This window comes from Alicyclobacillus sacchari, from assembly GCF_004366795.1.
Lineage (GTDB): Bacteria > Bacillota > Bacilli > Alicyclobacillales > Alicyclobacillaceae > Alicyclobacillus > Alicyclobacillus sacchari.
Map to the genome: position 1 here is coordinate 1 of NZ_SORF01000011.1, position 16,042 is coordinate 16,042.

22 protein-coding genes and 1 other annotated feature are annotated in these 16,042 nt (G+C 54.2%); all 22 genes read left to right on the forward strand.

Going from position 1 to position 16,042, the window contains the following annotated elements:
* Positions 1-421 precede the first annotated feature (421 nt).
* Positions 422-1,444, forward strand: a complete 1,023-nt coding sequence (locus tag C7445_RS10765) for a ferredoxin reductase domain-containing protein (protein WP_134160220.1) — start codon at positions 422-424, stop codon at positions 1,442-1,444.
* Positions 1,445-1,909: 465 nt separating this feature from the next.
* Entirely contained in the window at positions 1,910-2,605 is a 696-nt protein-coding gene (radC, locus tag C7445_RS10770) for a RadC family protein (protein WP_134160222.1), read from the forward strand.
* A 36-nt stretch (positions 2,606-2,641) separates the two neighbouring features.
* Complete coding sequence (locus C7445_RS10775) at positions 2,642-3,676, forward strand: rod shape-determining protein (protein WP_040289252.1); 1,035 nt, start codon at positions 2,642-2,644, stop codon at positions 3,674-3,676.
* A gap of 24 nt (positions 3,677-3,700) precedes the next feature.
* The gene (mreC, locus tag C7445_RS10780) at positions 3,701-4,570 is read left to right on the forward strand and encodes a rod shape-determining protein MreC (protein WP_134160224.1); all 870 of its coding nucleotides are present in this window, start codon (positions 3,701-3,703) and stop codon (positions 4,568-4,570) included.
* The gene (gene mreD / locus C7445_RS10785; protein WP_134160226.1) at positions 4,567-5,088 is read left to right on the forward strand and encodes a rod shape-determining protein MreD; all 522 of its coding nucleotides are present in this window, start codon (positions 4,567-4,569) and stop codon (positions 5,086-5,088) included. Before mreC ends, mreD begins: the two co-directional genes overlap by 4 nt.
* Positions 5,089-5,206: 118 nt before the next feature.
* Positions 5,207-5,902, forward strand: a complete 696-nt coding sequence (locus C7445_RS10790) for a septum site-determining protein MinC (RefSeq protein ID WP_134160228.1) — start codon at positions 5,207-5,209, stop codon at positions 5,900-5,902.
* A gap of 5 nt (positions 5,903-5,907) precedes the next feature.
* On the forward strand, positions 5,908-6,702 hold the full coding sequence (gene minD / locus C7445_RS10795; protein ID WP_134160402.1) for a septum site-determining protein MinD: 795 nt from the start codon (positions 5,908-5,910) through the stop codon (positions 6,700-6,702).
* Positions 6,703-6,769: 67 nt separating this feature from the next.
* Positions 6,770-7,660, forward strand: a complete 891-nt coding sequence (locus C7445_RS10800) for a murein hydrolase activator EnvC family protein (RefSeq protein WP_134160230.1) — start codon at positions 6,770-6,772, stop codon at positions 7,658-7,660.
* The gene (locus C7445_RS10805) at positions 7,657-8,556 is read left to right on the forward strand and encodes a M50 family metallopeptidase (protein WP_134160232.1); all 900 of its coding nucleotides are present in this window, start codon (positions 7,657-7,659) and stop codon (positions 8,554-8,556) included. Before C7445_RS10800 ends, C7445_RS10805 begins: the two co-directional genes overlap by 4 nt.
* Before the next feature lie 44 nt (positions 8,557-8,600).
* Positions 8,601-8,677, forward strand: a sequence feature (ribosomal protein L21 leader region).
* Between the two features lie 8 nt (positions 8,678-8,685).
* A complete protein-coding gene (rplU, locus tag C7445_RS10810) occupies positions 8,686-8,997 on the forward strand; it encodes a 50S ribosomal protein L21 (protein ID WP_134160234.1) in 312 nt (103 codons plus the stop codon).
* On the forward strand, positions 8,997-9,317 hold the full coding sequence (locus C7445_RS10815) for a ribosomal-processing cysteine protease Prp (protein WP_134160404.1): 321 nt from the start codon (positions 8,997-8,999) through the stop codon (positions 9,315-9,317). The genes rplU and C7445_RS10815 overlap by 1 nt, the downstream gene beginning before the upstream one ends.
* A 21-nt stretch (positions 9,318-9,338) precedes the next feature.
* Positions 9,339-9,638: a 50S ribosomal protein L27 gene (gene rpmA / locus C7445_RS10820; protein ID WP_134160236.1), complete on the forward strand. Its 300-nt coding sequence runs from the start codon at positions 9,339-9,341 to the stop codon at positions 9,636-9,638.
* 87 nt (positions 9,639-9,725) lie between these two features.
* A complete protein-coding gene (locus C7445_RS10825) occupies positions 9,726-10,196 on the forward strand; it encodes a Spo0B domain-containing protein (RefSeq protein WP_134160238.1) in 471 nt (156 codons plus the stop codon).
* 6 nt (positions 10,197-10,202) lie between these two features.
* Complete coding sequence (gene obgE / locus C7445_RS10830; RefSeq protein ID WP_134160240.1) at positions 10,203-11,483, forward strand: GTPase ObgE; 1,281 nt, start codon at positions 10,203-10,205, stop codon at positions 11,481-11,483.
* A complete protein-coding gene (locus tag C7445_RS10835) occupies positions 11,473-11,853 on the forward strand; it encodes a M67 family metallopeptidase (protein WP_208320902.1) in 381 nt (126 codons plus the stop codon). The genes obgE and C7445_RS10835 overlap by 11 nt, the downstream gene beginning before the upstream one ends.
* Positions 11,854-11,964: 111 nt before the next feature.
* On the forward strand, positions 11,965-12,948 hold the full coding sequence (locus tag C7445_RS10840) for an ATPase, T2SS/T4P/T4SS family (RefSeq protein ID WP_166669107.1): 984 nt from the start codon (positions 11,965-11,967) through the stop codon (positions 12,946-12,948).
* Between the two features lie 73 nt (positions 12,949-13,021).
* Positions 13,022-13,996: a type II secretion system F family protein gene (locus C7445_RS10845; RefSeq protein WP_208320903.1), complete on the forward strand. Its 975-nt coding sequence runs from the start codon at positions 13,022-13,024 to the stop codon at positions 13,994-13,996.
* Between the two features lie 25 nt (positions 13,997-14,021).
* On the forward strand, positions 14,022-14,420 hold the full coding sequence (locus C7445_RS10850) for a type II secretion system protein (RefSeq protein WP_134160248.1): 399 nt from the start codon (positions 14,022-14,024) through the stop codon (positions 14,418-14,420).
* Positions 14,404-14,886, forward strand: coding sequence for a pilus assembly FimT family protein (locus tag C7445_RS10855; RefSeq protein WP_134160250.1), 483 nt, complete (start codon positions 14,404-14,406; stop codon positions 14,884-14,886). Before C7445_RS10850 ends, C7445_RS10855 begins: the two co-directional genes overlap by 17 nt.
* Positions 14,883-15,224: a hypothetical protein gene (locus C7445_RS10860; RefSeq protein WP_134160251.1), complete on the forward strand. Its 342-nt coding sequence runs from the start codon at positions 14,883-14,885 to the stop codon at positions 15,222-15,224. Before C7445_RS10855 ends, C7445_RS10860 begins: the two co-directional genes overlap by 4 nt.
* Positions 15,175-15,633 carry a hypothetical protein gene (locus C7445_RS10865; RefSeq protein WP_134160253.1) on the forward strand — a complete coding sequence of 153 codons (459 nt, stop codon included), beginning with the start codon at positions 15,175-15,177 and terminating at the stop codon, positions 15,631-15,633. The genes C7445_RS10860 and C7445_RS10865 overlap by 50 nt, the downstream gene beginning before the upstream one ends.
* A complete protein-coding gene (locus tag C7445_RS10870) occupies positions 15,633-16,037 on the forward strand; it encodes a hypothetical protein (protein ID WP_134160255.1) in 405 nt (134 codons plus the stop codon). Before C7445_RS10865 ends, C7445_RS10870 begins: the two co-directional genes overlap by 1 nt.
* Positions 16,038-16,042 lie beyond the last annotated feature (5 nt).

A 16,042-nucleotide genomic window follows, 5' to 3' on the forward strand; every position in this document is an offset into this window, starting at 1 on the left:
CGAGGGCCATGGTTCATGGCGAAGAACCTGAACAACGCCATGGACAAGGCGTACTTTGAGGCACTTGGTCTGAAGAGTCTTCAGGAAAGGTACTTGCAGCTTCGTAGTGTTTCATGAACCGCCGTATGCGGACCCGCATGTACGGTGGTGTGAGAGGTCGGGGGCTAGGCGCCCCCTCCTACTCGATTAGCCGATGATGAAATATCGGTTATTTGCATCCTGCTGATCATGGACGAACCTATTTGACCTGATTGGATTATAGACTTCCAACAATTGAATTGAACGGCGGGGCTGATTGTACCGTCCTTGCATACGAGTGTCGACTCGGCTGCCGCGATGTCGAATGTGGTGAGCATATCAACTATCTGTCGCTCATAGACTGGTTGCGAGATATGCGCCAGTTCTAAGGAGGCGGTGGACGTTGAACGATACGCGCTTTCATCGCAGCTACACACCAACGAGGCCTTCGTCATCTTCGATTTTAGTCCGTGTCGGCGAGCGTAGTTGGCAGACTGCGCCGAGCGGGTCTGAAACTGTCACTGAACATCAAGCGCAGCGCGTGTTAACGATTGAGAAGTCAGCCACCGCGCCGATCACGCTGCGGGCTATGCGCGAGCGGATTGCCAATGCACAGCGGGAACAACAGGACAGAGAGCGTGCGAATCGCTGGCGCCAATTCGTGCATCTGTGCAGGGAATTGCTGTTTCCAGCAGACGAGGGACGCCTGTGGCCTGGACTTCGTGGGGGGCTGTCCATCGGTATGGCTTTGGGCTGCATCTTCATGGTCCTATTTCATCAAGTCCCCGTCTCTGCAGCTTCTGCGGCGGGACAAGCGGTTGGCGCAAATTCGGGCGTTGTGGCAATGCCAACGAGCACCGAAGCATTGCCTACATCGCCCCAAGCACATGCGGGAATGGAAATGCCAGGGTTAGAGCTTGTTCTTGTCGAAGGAAATAGCAAGGAGCGCATTGGAAGTCAGAAGTACGTATCCGTCCATGACAGGCATATCTATGCCATCGCCTTAACCGAAACAGGTGCCGTTTCTTATATCCGGAATGCTGGTCTCGCCTCAAAACATGTTCAAGTTGAAGCCGTACAGCTAAAGGCCAGGATGGTTCCTGTCTTAGGAACAGTTGACAAATCGACACTCCGCCGCACGGAAGAGTGGCTCTCTGCTTCCGGAAGTGCCCTGCGCAGTTTAACCGCGTGGCTGTCGGATGGCGGGCGCCAAGCGGACGCAGCCGCTGCGTTGCACACGGCCCTCGCGCTGTATCCGGGTGACATCAACTTGGTCAAGACGGGTGTCGAGCCGCAATTGCATGCGCTGTATCAATCGCTGGCGGCTGCCGAGAGCGCATTTGCGCATCGCGATCGCGCCGCTGCCATGCGCGATGCCATTCGGGGATTCGACGATTTTATGAGTTTCCGTGGATTAAGTATGTAATTTCCGGGATCAAGCATTGACGAATGGTCGGGAACATGGTCACAATAATACCGACACAGTTCGCCATGTTCCGAGGAATTGGAACGACTCGGCGAGTGCCAGGTCGAGGGTGAAATTGTGTAGAGACGAGGTTGCCATCCGCTCGGCTTGGTGGCGGTGGCTACCGTAGTTGGGACGTTGGCAGACCATCTCATTTCCTCAGACATTCCCATTCTCAAATCGCAGACAAAGGTTTCATGGCACCTCGGATTGGATCTCTGCGTTGTGCGTTCTCGATGAACCTGCAATTTACGATCAACTGAGGAACCCTCGTTGGACTTGTCGCCGGTTTGCTATTGGCCTGCAGGGCGAAATATTTTTCGCGATTCCGTCCGCGACAGTACATATGTTTAATGGATGGGATTTGTATGGACTACCTTTCCTTCGTAATCTATGCGTGAGCAGTTTGAAGGGGTGGTTGATACGATGGACGGAGAAGCTGTGGTGCAGGCGTACCAAATGGAAGATGGTCCACGGGAACGTTTGTTGCGATTAGGTGCATCTGCCCTGCGTATTGACGAATTGTTGGCCTGCATTATGCAATCAGGCAATGGCAGACAAAACGTTTATGCCATCGCGCGGTCGGTGGTCAACCATTTGGGTGGGCTGGATGCACTTGCAGATATCGAAGTTGCAGAACTGCTACAAATTCCCGGGATTGGTCGAGCGAAAGCTGTGCAAATTGCGGCGGCCGTTGAGCTGGGGCGGAGAATTGCACGTAAGCCAGCGACGGAGAAAAGACAAATTCGGACGGCTGATGATGCAGCCAAGTATGTTATGGATAGGATGCGGTATCTTAAAAAGGAACATTTTGTTACACTCCTTTTGGACACGCGGCATCGCGTCCTGGCTGAAGATACGTCGTCCATTGGCAGTCTGGACGCCTCGATTGTGCACCCCCGGGAAATATTTCGGCGTGCGGTGCGGTGCAGCGCCTCGGGAATTTTATGCGTACACAACCATCCAAGTGGAGATCCGTCGCCGAGTCCAGAGGACATTGCGGTGACAAGGCGGCTCGTTGAAGCCGGAAGGTTGCTGGGAATTGACGTTTTAGATCATATTGTCATCGGAGATGGCAAATATGTCAGTCTTCGTGCAGCAGGCTATTTGGATCACGGATGACTATTTGGATCAGGATGAGAGGAGTTTTGAACAGGAATGTTTTCCGTTCGCGATATGGGTGTCGACTTAGGGACAGCGAACACGCTGGTGTACGTAAAAGGGAGGGGCATCGTCGTTCGCGAACCATCTGTCGTCGCAATGCGTACTGACACCGGGGCCATCGAGGCCGTTGGTGCAGAGGCCAAGCAGATGATTGGGCGTACCCCTGGAAATATTGTGGCGGTAAGGCCCATGAAGGACGGCGTCATCGCAGACTTTCAGACGACGTCGACGATGCTCCGCCACTTTATCCGTCAAGCGATGAAGGCCAAGTCGAATTGGTCCGGTCGCCCGCGCGTGATGATCAGTGTTCCATCAGGAATCACTGCCGTTGAACGGCGCGCCGTCGAGGATGCTGCCCTTGAAGCCGGGGCCAAGGACGCTCAGGTTATTGAGGAGCCCATGGCGGCTGCCATCGGCGCAGGCTTGCCGGTGGGTGAACCAACCGGTTCCATGGTCGTCGACATCGGCGGTGGAACAACTGAAGTCGCCATCATATCACTCGGGGGAATCGTCACAGCGAGATCGATTCGCGTTGCAGGAGACGAAATGGACGAGGCAATCATTCAATATGTCAAGAAGACGTATAATTTAATGATTGGCGAACGGACGGCGGAAGAGTTGAAAATCCAAATCGGCGCTGCTGAAGATCTGGAGGTGGAGCGGACACTGGACATTCGCGGGCGTGACTTGCTCACCGGTTTGCCACGGAATTTCACCATTTCTTCGCGGGAGATCAGCGAGGCCCTGTCGGATACGGTCGGTAGCATCGTGGAAGCTGTGAAAGTGACGCTTGAAAAATCTCCTCCGGAGTTGGCTGCAGACATCATGGATCGCGGTATCGTATTGACGGGCGGCGGCGCCTTGCTGCGCAATCTGGACAAGCGGCTTGCCAGGGAAACGGGAATGCCCGTACTGGTCGCGGAAGAGCCGCTCGATTGCGTCGCGATTGGAACGGGTAAGGCCCTAGATAATTACGATGTATATCGCAAGCGCACGGTGGCTTTGCGCAAAGCACAGGGCAGAGGCTAAGATTCGAGGGGAAGAGGGATTCGGGTGTCCCGTTACCTTACCAGCCGCAGGCTGTTTTTGCTCCTTGGGAGCGTCATTGTACTAATGGTCATTGCGGGTCTGACGCTGGCGCAAAGCGGGCGTCGGGCCAGCTTCCCTGAGCGCGTTGTCATGGACGTAGAAAATACGGTGGCTGGATGGATTTATCGACCAGTCAGCAAGATTACCGGATTTTTTGCTGGTTTGAGCGACATGCGCAGCATGTATCAGGAGAACGCTCAGTTAAAACGGGAAATGCAAAAATACCAGGCGTTACGCGCTGAGCTAAGCGACGCTGAAGCGGAAAATCAGCGGCTTGCTACCATGCTCAACTTTTACAATCGAACAAACAACACGTTGCACGAAATTCCGGCAGCGGTAGTTGGTCGTGAGCCATCCGAGTGGAATTCCCAATTGACAATCAATGTCGGAACCGCCGATGGAGTTCAACCCAATATGGCCGTGGTGGCTCCCGATGGCAGCTTGGTCGGTCGTGTGGACACGGTCGCTGCACATAGTGCGAAGGTCATTCTGATCACTGATACTCAGGTTGGAGACGGGGTGGCGGCCTTGGTGGAGGCTGCAAAGTCGCAACCCTTCGCCGTGGTCACTGGTTCTGGCGCGAGTGCCGGGGAATTGGCGCTCGACTTCCTTGGACAGATTGTGCAAATGCCGGCCTCTGAACTTGTCGGAGATGAGGTCATCACTTCTGGGTTAAGCAACGTGTTTCCGCGAGGACTGGTCATCGGTACCATTACAAAGGTTCAATATGGCGCCCACAATACGGTGAAGTCGGCGATTGTCCAACCCGCCGCTCAGATGGACTATCTTCAGGACGTATTTGTCGTGCGGCAATCAGGAAGTGGCACCCCATGAGATGGGTCATGACGTTTATCACCTTGTGGATCGGCTTGATTTTGGAGGCGACGGTGTTCCAAATCCCGCCAATGAATGCGATTCATCCCGATTTTGTTCTTGTGATTCTAGTTCTGGTTGCACTCATGCGCGGGTCGAACACGGCTGTCGTCATGGCCATTCTGATTGGCCTTGTCGATGATGTTTGCTATGGTTCGTTTATTGGTTTGAACGCGTTTGCGTTCGGCATTGTCGCGTATTTTGCGGCAGCGGTATTTGGGCAATTCCTACAGAGAAACTTGGCGATCACGTTTTTTACGACGGTCGCCTTGACATTTTTGCACACTTGGGTGACGTACGGGCTGATGCGATTGTTCCAATTGACGGCCGATCCCGCACATTACGCCTTGTCCCAATCCCTACAGACGATGATTGTCAACGGTGTGCTCGTCCTCCTGTTATATCCTGTCTACGTTAGGTTGCTCCGCGATCGCCGCAGCGGCCGCTATGACACCCGCGGCAGTGTGGATGCAAGTTGAATTTTGCCCTCCTGGGAAATCACTCGCCCAACGGTTTCTTGTGCACATGGAAGGAAAATCGATGTCTGAACGCGAATAGTGCCTGTTGGGCAAGTGCCCACCCTGGAGGGAATTGTCGTTGATTGTCAACAGTGAAACACTATCCGATGCGAAGCCTCCCGTCACGGTCAAAGGGACCCGCGACGGACTTCTTTTTCTACTAGATGAACAAGCAGACATGGATCATCTGTGCGAATATCTGCATTCTTTACTTTTCGGGGAGACGGCCAGCATCTTTGACGGCCCTGTTATCGAAGTCGTGGTCGACTATGGCAAGCGTACGTTGACACCAAAAGAGGTCTGGCGCATTCTCGGTCTCTTTCAAGCGCGCGACAACTTCCTGATCAAAGCATGGGGCGGGGGGACAGAAGCGCGGCAATCGCTGTTTCAACGTAGGCCATCAGCGCGGACCCAACATATTTACCATGGTCTCGTGCGCTCCGGCCGGCCGCTTATGTTTGACGGGGATGTGGTCATTATCGGCGACGTCAATCCAAGTGGCCACGTGCAGGCGACCGGTGATATTTACGTGTTTGGTCGCTTGCTTGGCATTGCGCATGCCGGCATGCACGGAGATACGACGGCAATTATTGCAGCAGCTGAATTTGCCCCGATGCAGTTGCGGATTGCCGACGTGGTAAGCCGTGCACCACAGCTCAAAGCTACCATGGAGTACGCTTACCTCGAGGATCATCAGATGATGGTTGCCGAAATGAAGCAGTTCGTGACGTGGAACAAAGCTCGACGCAGAAACACGAATCAGGAACGAAGGTGATTGGCATGGGGTCGGTAATCGTAGTCACATCGGGCAAAGGTGGCGTCGGCAAAACGACGACCACGGCCAACATGTCGACAGCACTTGCCCTTCTTGGCAAGCGGGTATGCATTGTCGACGCCGATATCGGCCTGCGCAATCTCGATGTCGTAATGGGGTTAGAAAACCGGATTATTTATGACATTGTGGATGTCGCGAACGGCGATTGTCGGTTGGAGCAGGCCTTGATTCGAGACAAGCGTTTCGAACATCTAACTCTGCTTCCGGCGGCTCAGACCAAGGATAAACGAGCTCTCACCGAAGCAAAAATGGTCGATTTGGTGGGGCAATTAATGGCTAATTACGACTATGTCGTGATTGATTGTCCCGCCGGTATCGAGGAAGGATTCAAGGTGGCGGTGGCGCCAGCTGATTCTGCCATCGTGGTGACCACGCCGGAAAACACCGCGGTTCGCGATGCGGACCGGGTCATCGGCCTGCTTGAACGGGACAAGGTTGGGGACCCGCGGCTCATTGTCAATCGGATTCGCCCTGACATGGTCAAGCGCGGCGAAATGCTCGATATCGATGAGATCGTCCAGATGCTTGGCTGTGATCTGTTAGGCGTCGTACCGGATGACGAGGCGGTCATTCGCAATGCAAATCGCGGTGAACCGATTGTCGTGCAACCGAACACACCAGCATCCCTTGCTTATCGCAATATTGCCCGCAGGATTCTGGGGGAATCAGTGCCCCTCATGCAGTTGGAGGAGAAATCCGGCCTATGGGGCCGCGTCCGTAAGTTCATCGGAGGGCGCTGACTCAAGAACGTCATACTTGTCCTCCTCAGCACATAACCATGTGGTGAATGTGAGAGGAGGAAGCCTCATGGCGCGGGTGAAGCGGAAGTGGCCTTGGCACAGCCCCACCCGGGGACAGGGTGATGAGTGGTCGAATGTGCCGAGGAATACGTCTGGTTTCGGTGGAACAGACGCTGGCGAGCCTGCCCCCAGGCGGTGGGTCGTCGAAGCCGATGAGGACGGAGGTCTTCACAATCCTCCGGTTTCGCCGTATGGATTTGCGGATGACGACGGGGGTATGCGCCAGGTAGAGAGCGAAATCTGGCGACGTCCGCCGATGAGTAGTGGCAAACAGAGTCGCGGACGAAGTTTTGTTCCCGCAACTGGCACGGGGCCGCGCGCACGATTCGGCGCGAATTGGGCGTGGCAATTGTTTGGTGCCGTCGTCCTGGTGGCGGTGGGGTACACGATTCAACATGACCCGCGGATACCCGCCTCTGTTGCTGCGCGTGCGGTGAGCGTGTTTGACACCGACTACACGTCTTCCGTACAGCCTTCGATTGATCGCGTCTTTGCCAAGCTACACTTGCGACCACCTTCACTCGAGGCGGTCTCTGGGCCTATGCATGCTCCGGTGTTTGGTTCAATCGTGGCAGACTATGGGCCGGATCATCCTGAGGTGTGGATTGCCGGCGATGCAGGAGATGTCGTGCAGGCGGCAGCCTCGGGCACCGTACTAACCGTTGTGAAAACATCAGGTTCCTATTTGATCAAAATCGATCACGGTGCGCTAGGAACCGCGGTGTATAGTGGATTAGCGAGTGCAAGTGTGCAACCGGACGAATTCGTATCGGCTGGTGAAGCCATTGGCAGATTGCCGTCGACGCCAACACACCCAGTCTTTCGTTTTTCGCTCGTGAAGGATGGCAAATACGAAAATCCACATCAGTACATCTCGTTCCCAGGAGCCTCGTCATGACGGTTCTAGAACGCGTGGAGCGAGTGGTTGGGCGATGGTTCGGCGTATCGCGGGTGCGAGTGCACCCGCTTTTTGTCGCATTGCTTGTGGCAGCCTACTTTGTGGGCATGTTGAAGCAAGCCTTGTTGCTATTTTTGTTCGTGTTCCTTCACGAGTGTGGTCATGCCATCGTCGCCAAGCGCTTGGGCTACGAGATTGAGGAGGTCTCGCTCTTGCCATTTGGCGGCGTCGCACAACTCTCGTATGTTCGCTTGGGTTTTTCCCCGAAATGCGAAGCCTTGGTCGCAATCGCAGGGCCAACCGTCAATTTGCTCTGCTCACTAGTGGCTTTGGCTTTGTACGCCGCGGGCGCGATCGACGATCGCATCTACGCCGAGACCGTAGGCCTGAATAGTTGGATTGCCGTGTTCAATTTGCTGCCTGGTCTTCCGCTTGACGGAGGACGCATTTATCGAGCTGTCCGATCGCGAGAAAAAGGATATGAACCTGCGACGGAGGAGGCGTACCGAATGTCGATCGCGCTTTCTGCAGTTCTCATGTTCGCTGGTTTAGCTGCGCTGTTTGCTGGTAGGCCGCACATCGGCATCGTCGTCCTGGGTTTATTTTTGTTTGTAACAGCATGGCGTGGTCGGCGCGATTTACGTCTCGAGACGATGCGCTTTCTCGATGCCAAGCGGCGGGATGTAGGGTCATCCATGCTGCGTACCCGGGCGCTGGCGGTACCCGCGTCGATTCCGATCCGCGATGTCGTTGTCCGATTTTCACCGGATCGGTATCATATCGTCTATATCTTACACGAGGATGGCACGGTTGCCAGTCTTGTGGAAGAGCCGGAGTTGCTCGATGCTGTCTTTGAAGGCAGATGGCTCGAGCCTGTAGCCAACTTGCGGCTCTAATTTGCTTTGCAAACACTTTTTCTTTGTGATAATATATTGCGGGTATAGCGCTACAACCGCATGGTTCCAGGTTGTAAATGGGTTGCCGCCCATACCTGGAGCAGCGAGTCTGAGTGAAGGAGAAAAGACATGTACGCAATTGTTGAAACAGGTGGAAAGCAATTTAAGGTTAGCCAGGGTGATACGATTTTCGTCGAAAAACTGGAAGGCGAAGTCGGATCGACCATTGTGCTGGACAAGGTGTTTCTCGTGCAGGACAATGGGCAAGTGAAGGTTGGTTCGCCGCTGGTTGCTGGGGCGAAAGTGGTGGCAAAGGTCATTGAACATGGGCGTGGGAAAAAGATCATCGTCTTTAAGTACAAGTCGAAGAAGAACTACCACAAGAAGCAGGGTCACCGTCAACCGTATACGAAACTGACCATCGAATCGATTGAGGCTTGATGATTCAATTTGAGATTGTACAGCGTGGGCGGCATGTCACAGGTTTTCGTGTTCGGGGGCACGCTGGATACGCGGAATCCGGAAATGATATTGTGTGTGCTGCCGTGAGCGCTTTGGTTTACAATGCCATCAATTCATGCGAACGATTTGCTGGCACAACGTTAGATGTTTCGGACGGTGGGGACGTTCTTGCATGTCGCCTTCCGAGCCAGCCGTCTGAAGCGGTGCGGTTACTGATGAACAGTTTGTTTTATGGGATTGAACAGATTGCAGAGCAATACCCTGAATTCGTTCGGTTACGCGCGGTTCAGGCAGAATGATCGAAGAAAGGAATGGATGTCATGTTGTTGATGAATCTACAACGTTTTGCTCATAAGAAGGGCGTGTCATCGACCCGTAACGGCCGTGACAGCATATCGAAGCGCCTTGGTGTCAAGGAGCCGGATGGGAAGGTTGTAACGGCTGGTAGCATTCTCGTTCGTCAGCGCGGTACGAAGATCCATCCTGGCCTCAACGTTGGTATTGGTAAGGACGACACGCTGTTTGCCAAAGTTGAAGGTTGCGTTCGCTTTGAGCGGTTTGGGCAAGGCAAGAAGCGCGTGAGTGTGTATCCAGTTGCTGCAGAAGTTGCAGTTCAGTAATAGAATGAATGCAGAAGGGGCTGTCTCATGGGCGCAATGGCAACGGCGCCTGAGTCAGTCCCTTTTGTGTTGAAAAGGTGACGACCAATGCCAAATGGTGAACCACAACCGAGTCCGGCTGCTCAATTTAGGACGCATCGGCATGACGTATTGAATGAATTGCAGCTGATTCGGGCGTATCTCCAAATGGAGCGCCCGGCACAGGCCGTCGCCGTGGTAGACCGGCTTTCAACTTGGTTGCAGTCATTAACCACATGGCAGATTAGCGCAGGTGCTTTCGGTGAACAATTGATGTGGACGGCTGCAGTCTGTCCCCATGTCCTTTTGGATTCTTTCACATGCCAGATTCCTCCTGTCGATGATGTGGTCGAACAATTTTGCAGGTGGCTGAAGATGTGGAACGACGAGTTATCCATACGTGGGCAACGAGGTCGACTCTGTGTTACTGTGGATCAAAGTGGATTTCGCATTATGTGTTCAGACGAGGAAGTCGTCAAACGGATAGATGAATGGACGGGCGCGTATCCGGACCTTGACTTTGTTGTAAACAGGTGGTGACGACGAGTGTTTTTTGACCACGCCAGCATTTATGTAAAGGGTGGCGACGGTGGCAACGGCATCGTCTCGTATCGGCGTGAAAAGTACGTGCCGCTAGGTGGACCAGCTGGCGGTGATGGCGGGCGCGGCGGCGACGTCGTATTGATTGTCGACGAAGGTTTACGCACGCTCATCGACTTTCGCTATCAACGCCATTTTAAGGCCAAGCCCGGTGAACAAGGCGGTACCAAAAACAAACACGGCGCGGACGCCTCGGATTTGGTGATCAAGGTTCCCCCCGGCACGGTGGTCCGAGATGCGAATTCGGGTCAATTTCTTGGTGATTTGATACAACACGGGGATCGCCTCGTGGTTGCGCGCGGCGGGCGCGGGGGGCGTGGAAATGCCCGTTTTGCCACTGCCGTCAATAAGGCACCCGATATGGCGGAAAAGGGCGAGCCCGGTGAAGAGCGCTGGTTGGAGCTTGAACTTCGCGTATTGGCGGATGTCGGTCTCGTCGGCTTTCCGTCCGTCGGGAAGTCCACATTGCTTGCTGCCGTGACACGCGCACGCCCAAAGGTTGGGGCATATCACTTTACGACGCTCAACCCCGAGCTTGGGGTCGTCGAGACCTCGGACGGCCGAGGATTCGTCATTGCCGATCTCCCAGGCCTCATTGAGGGAGCACACGCCGGGCATGGGTTGGGGCACGAATTTCTTCGGCACATTCAAAGAACACGCGTGATCGTTCACGTCATTGATGCCGCATCCGTCGACGGGCGCGATCCGGTCGAGGATTTCCGGATTATCGAGAATGAGTTGGCTGCCTACGATCCGGTGTTGGCCGAACGGCCACGCATCGTTGCGGCAAATAAGATGGACCTGCCTGGCGCAGCGGCGGGATTGGAGCGTTTTCGGCAGGCGTATCCGAATCTTGAGGTGTTTCCCATCTCAGGCGCGACGCATCAGGGTCTTGAACCTCTTATTCGCAAACTAGCTGATATGTTGGATGCACTGCCGCACGGAGTAGAACCCCAGATCGTCGCTCCAGATGAAGAAGAGCACAAGGTCTACCGCCTTGAGCGCAAGGAGCCGTTTGCGATCCGCCGGGAGGGTGGTGAATTTATCGTCGAAAGCCCAGAGCTTGAGAAGCTTGTAAAAATGACGAATTTCCAGCAGTTTGACGCAGTGAAACGGTTTCAAAGAATTCTCAAGCAGCGCGGAGTTGACGACGCTCTGCGTGAACGCGGCGCGAAGGATGGCGATAGTATTCGCATCGGAGATATGGTGTTCGATTTTGTGGATTGAAGCGAACCACACGTTGCCTAAGGAAGTTCTTCGCGAATTGATATCGCTTGCGATAGCAAGCCATCCGGTTGAATGTGTTGGTTTTGTCGTCTACCGATTTCAGCATTGGATACTGCCTCTGCCTGCCCTGGCATCGCCGCGGTCTGTTTTTGTTGATCCGGCGGTGCTGATCCCCACCCTCTACCTTTTGGAGCAGCATGGCATGACCATCGTCGCGTCCTATCACAGCCATCCGAATGGGCTTACTCATCCTAGTAAACTGGACGATGGATTTCGACTATACGGCGGATCGCACGTTTTACTCGTGCGCGAACAACGGACATTTACTCCACACACCTACATTTGGCGCCATCAAATTTCTCATCCATAAATCCTCATCAACTCTTGTGAATATTTACATAAAGATATGCGCCTGTATTCGTTGAAAACAGGCGTTTTTGGTGCTGGCTCGAATTCTTTGTGCCAAAGGAGGATACGAGTCATGGAACCATTGACAACCGCCAGAATGGTGCAGGATGTTCTCGATGCAGCAATCGAGTTGGGTGCTAGCGATATTCATCTGAAGATGTATGAAGGACAGGTCACCGTCTCCTGCAGGATTGCCGGGGTAGTGCGCCCGTTGATGTCGTTCTCTTGTTTAGGAGAAGAGTTGCTACGACGTTTTAAGGCCTTGGCACGCATGGACGTAACCGTGCGCCAGTCTCCGCAGGAGGGAAGTTTTGTTTGGGACTGTTCCAGCGGCAAGGTATTCATTCGCATGTCTGCCCTGCCCATCTATCGAGGAGAATCACTCGTGATGCGGCTACTGGTGGAGCAAAGGGCGATATTGTCGATGTCAAATTTGGGCTTTACCGATGTACAACTTGGCGAGGTTGAACGCTGGTTGTGCCACAGAAGCGGCCTCATCGTCGTCTCTGGGCGCACGGGCGTTGGGAAAACGACGACGCTGTACAGTTTGATGAACGAATTGGCCAATCGCGGTCGACAGGTGTTTTCGTTGGAAGATCCGGTTGAAATTCCGTTGCCAAATTGCAGGCAAATTGAGATTCACGAGCGTTCGGGTGTAACCTTCCATACCGCCTTGCGCACCCTGCTGCGCCAGGATCCGGATGTGATGATGATCGGTGAAATTCGAGATGAAGAAACCGCACAGGCAGCTTGTCGGGCAGCTTTGAGCGGGCGCTTGGTGTTTGCCACGACACACGCAAGCGGCCTGCCTGGAACGGTGATGCGGCTTGTCGATTTCGGCGTACCGCAGGCTGTGGTTCGCGACGTGTTATCGGGAGTGATCGTCCAACATGCGTTGTCCCGGGATGCGGGCAAAGAACAACGCTATACCCTGGAGGCATTTCAATCGCAGTGTATCGGAACTGTTCAAAAGCACGGTGTACGGAGCGAGATGGGTGATGTATATGAAGCCAAGTCGTTCAAGTTGGAGGATCTTCAATTCGCCTCAAGTATGTAGACGCCTTTGGCGTACCAATGTTGCCAATAAAAAATGGCGCACCACACGGCACATGCGTGCCACGGTGGTTTGGATGGAATGCGTTGGACAGATGCTTGCCGCTGGCCTTGACGTACGCCGCGCGGTTGCGGCGGTAGTGGGCGAGGGCGCGATGGGGAAGGAGCTTGCCGCACGAATGCTGGCCAGGGTGGAATCCGGGGCCAGTTTGACACCCGCCTTTCAGGATTTTTTGGCCCCGGAGCAACTTTTTATCCTGCGCGCCTCCGAGCAGGCGGGGACATTTGCAGATGGGCTACTGTCTGTAGCCAGACGCATTGACGAGCAATTGGAGTGGCGGCGAACGATATCGAAGTCGGTCGCATATCCAGGCGTTTTATTGCTGAGCTGTTATGCTTTGGCGCTGTTTGTGCGTTTAGAAGTCGATCCCATGCTCCGGCGTTTGGTGGCGTCTCTTACGGTTTCTCATGACACGACTCACCCCCTCACGGCCATAGCGGCCAATTTGCCGATCGCGCTCACGACCCTCATGACAGGTGCCGTTTTTGGCCTTCCGTGCCTATGGTGGGTACAGCGACGAACTTCGTTCGCAAATCGACTACCACTACCACTGACTCAACTGATGGTGCGGATACGAAGTGAGCGGCTGGCGTATCAATTGTCGGTTCAGCTTGGGGCGGGCATACCCTTGTTGGACTTGTTGCGAGCGGAGAGCGAGCAGGTGGCCAGCCTGCATGCCGATGAGGCCATGCGGTTGCACCAAGCGCTACTGCGAGGGCGTTCACTCGCGGCGGCTTTACAGGAGGATTGCCGGCCCATTCATTACGATCCGCTTTTACTCGAGCTCGTGCAGGTCGCGGAGGAAACTGGAGATATGGCGAGTTGCATGTCGCGTGCCTGCGAACTATTGCGTCGCCAAATCGTCAATCAACTTGACACCATGGGTCGCTACCTCGAGCCATTCGTGACGGGCATCATGGGGCTCATCGTCGGAAGTGTCGTGTATAGCGTGTTTGGTCCTATGTATACGGCCATTGCGCAACTGAGTTAGAGATTGAAGGACTTGGGGGCTTTCGATGCCGATGTGCACGATTCGAAGAAATCCAACCATGAATGCAGGACAAGAAGGGTTTAGCTTAATCGAATTGATGATTGCCGTCGTGATCGTCGCCATCATGGTTGCCATGATCACACCACAGTTGATGCGGGCGTCGGCGCGGGCAGAGGCAACGGCTTGCTCCGGGAACGTACGGACCATCTCTGCAGCCCTGGCCGAATACCAACTCTTGCATCAGTCCCTGCCGCCGGGAAATTCGACACAGCAAATTCAGGCATTGGTCGGAGACGGTTTGCTATCGAACGACGCGCTGCAAGGAAGTTACGTGATTCAGGATACAGATCCAAACAACATTGCGGTCAGTTGTGCTGCAAATGGGAATGGTGCAGGGGGGATGAATAATGGCTCCGGAGATTAAGCTGCATATCGTGTCTCCAAGGAAGCCGGAGGCTGCTTTTACACTGTTGGAGACGATGATTGCCGTTGCGCTCATGAGTGTTGGTATCTTGTTTGCCTCTGGAGCGGGCGTTGGTTTGATACGCGACAGTGAGTTGGATGCAGGTGCGTATGATCTGCTCGAGCAGATGCGAATGGTGCAAAATCTTGCAGCGACGAGCGGGGTGTTTGCTGCTGTCTGGCTCGATCCTTACGACACACGATATCACCTGACCCATGGCGCTGTCACGCTCGAACAGGACGAGTTCCCACCTGGGATTCATTACGTCGATGGCTATCTGGAGTTTCCCGTTCACGAGATTTCCTATGACGATCTCGGTGATGCACAAGCGGCAGGTGTCATTCGCGTGACGGATGGCCAAGATGAACGCGATATTCACCTGTACATGGGATCAGGGCTACAAGCAGCGGGGTGGGTTTATCCGTGAATGTATGGGAGAGTATTGTCGCCATCTGCGTATTGGCTTGCGTTTTGCCGTTATCCGCCATGGCAGAACAGAATGCCTTACATGCGTATCGCATAGCTCGGGAATTGCAAGGGGCGGAAATCGCATATGGCATGATTGCAGAGTTGACGCTGAACAGCCAGTCCACACCAACAAGCATACAGGAAGGAGGGGTGCGCTATCAAATTGTCCGTGTGCCGTACGATGCAGAGAGTCCGGAAGGGTGCCGTACTGGCTACCAAGTCGGAATCGTTGCAGGAACCAATCTCGTTGCCGACGGTCAGGTACCCGTCTGCGATGATCGCCTTTTCTCTCATTGAAGTCATGATCGGTATGAGTATCGGAACGCTAGCGTTGACATTGGCGACTGCGCTGTTTTTACAGGTCCGTGAGGCCGCTGTCAGACAGGAGATGCTGGCAGAAGAGATGGCGACCCTCGACAGCGTCCACCGCGTGCTCACGCAGGACATTCATGCGGCAACCACCTGTTCTATGCTCGGATCGAGCTTCGTGTTAAACGAACTAAATGGTACGCAGTACACATATTATGTAAATAATGCACGCGAGCTCATTCGGTATCGGACAGGTGGGGGCACTGCTGTTCTCGCTCTCCATATGCAGTCGTTCCAAGTGCAACCAGAAGGACGAGATATGCTTGCGTGCCAATTGACTTTGACAACGGGACAGAGCGATTGGTTTGTGGCTCGTTTGCAAGGAGGCGGCTCTTGATGCGAAACGACGAATCGGATCGCGAGTCAGGGGCGGTTTTGATTTACGTGTTAACCACCGTGACAGCTTTGGGTATTGTCTTGTCGACCCTCGTATACACAGGCCGGATCGTATGGATGGGTCAGGCGAGACAACTCCAGTTTGTTCAGTGCAGTGTAGTCGGGCGCAGTGTCGCAGAGGCAGCACTACGAGATCTTCAGGCCGGACAAAAACTTCCGGCTTCTGATTCCTGGACGATAGCGGGAGACCAGGTTACCATGGGATGTATATTCGATGGGCGAAATGTGTCTGCTCGAATTGATGTCGTGAGCGGGAGTGTTTCCGATACAATCTCGTTTGTCTATGATACAATCGCTCGTACAACACGAGCGTGGCAGGACAATGGTCCTGGGCTGACGGAGTGATGATC

Bases quoted from the DNA above. Each gene is read 5' to 3' on its own strand.
- C7445_RS10850 (WP_134160248.1), top strand. From the start codon at position 14,022: ATGCCGATGTGCACGATTCGAAGAAATCCAACCATGAATGCAGGACAA.
- C7445_RS10845 (WP_208320903.1), top strand. From the start codon at position 13,022: ATGGAATGCGTTGGACAGATGCTTGCCGCTGGCCTTGACGTACGCCGC.
- C7445_RS10815 (WP_134160404.1), top strand. From the start codon at position 8,997: ATGATTCAATTTGAGATTGTACAGCGTGGGCGGCATGTCACAGGTTTT.
- C7445_RS10855 (WP_134160250.1), top strand. From the start codon at position 14,404: ATGGCTCCGGAGATTAAGCTGCATATCGTGTCTCCAAGGAAGCCGGAG.
- C7445_RS10805 (WP_134160232.1), top strand. From the start codon at position 7,657: ATGACGGTTCTAGAACGCGTGGAGCGAGTGGTTGGGCGATGGTTCGGC.
- rplU (WP_134160234.1), top strand. From the start codon at position 8,686: ATGTACGCAATTGTTGAAACAGGTGGAAAGCAATTTAAGGTTAGCCAG.
- C7445_RS10800 (WP_134160230.1), top strand. From the start codon at position 6,770: ATGGCGCGGGTGAAGCGGAAGTGGCCTTGGCACAGCCCCACCCGGGGA.
- minD (WP_134160402.1), top strand. From the start codon at position 5,908: ATGGGGTCGGTAATCGTAGTCACATCGGGCAAAGGTGGCGTCGGCAAA.
- C7445_RS10775 (WP_040289252.1), top strand. From the start codon at position 2,642: ATGTTTTCCGTTCGCGATATGGGTGTCGACTTAGGGACAGCGAACACG.
- mreD (WP_134160226.1), top strand. From the start codon at position 4,567: ATGAGATGGGTCATGACGTTTATCACCTTGTGGATCGGCTTGATTTTG.
- C7445_RS10840 (WP_166669107.1), top strand. From the start codon at position 11,965: ATGGAACCATTGACAACCGCCAGAATGGTGCAGGATGTTCTCGATGCA.
- rpmA (WP_134160236.1), top strand. From the start codon at position 9,339: ATGTTGTTGATGAATCTACAACGTTTTGCTCATAAGAAGGGCGTGTCA.
- C7445_RS10870 (WP_134160255.1), top strand. From the start codon at position 15,633: ATGCGAAACGACGAATCGGATCGCGAGTCAGGGGCGGTTTTGATTTAC.
- radC (WP_134160222.1), top strand. From the start codon at position 1,910: ATGGACGGAGAAGCTGTGGTGCAGGCGTACCAAATGGAAGATGGTCCA.
- C7445_RS10825 (WP_134160238.1), top strand. From the start codon at position 9,726: ATGCCAAATGGTGAACCACAACCGAGTCCGGCTGCTCAATTTAGGACG.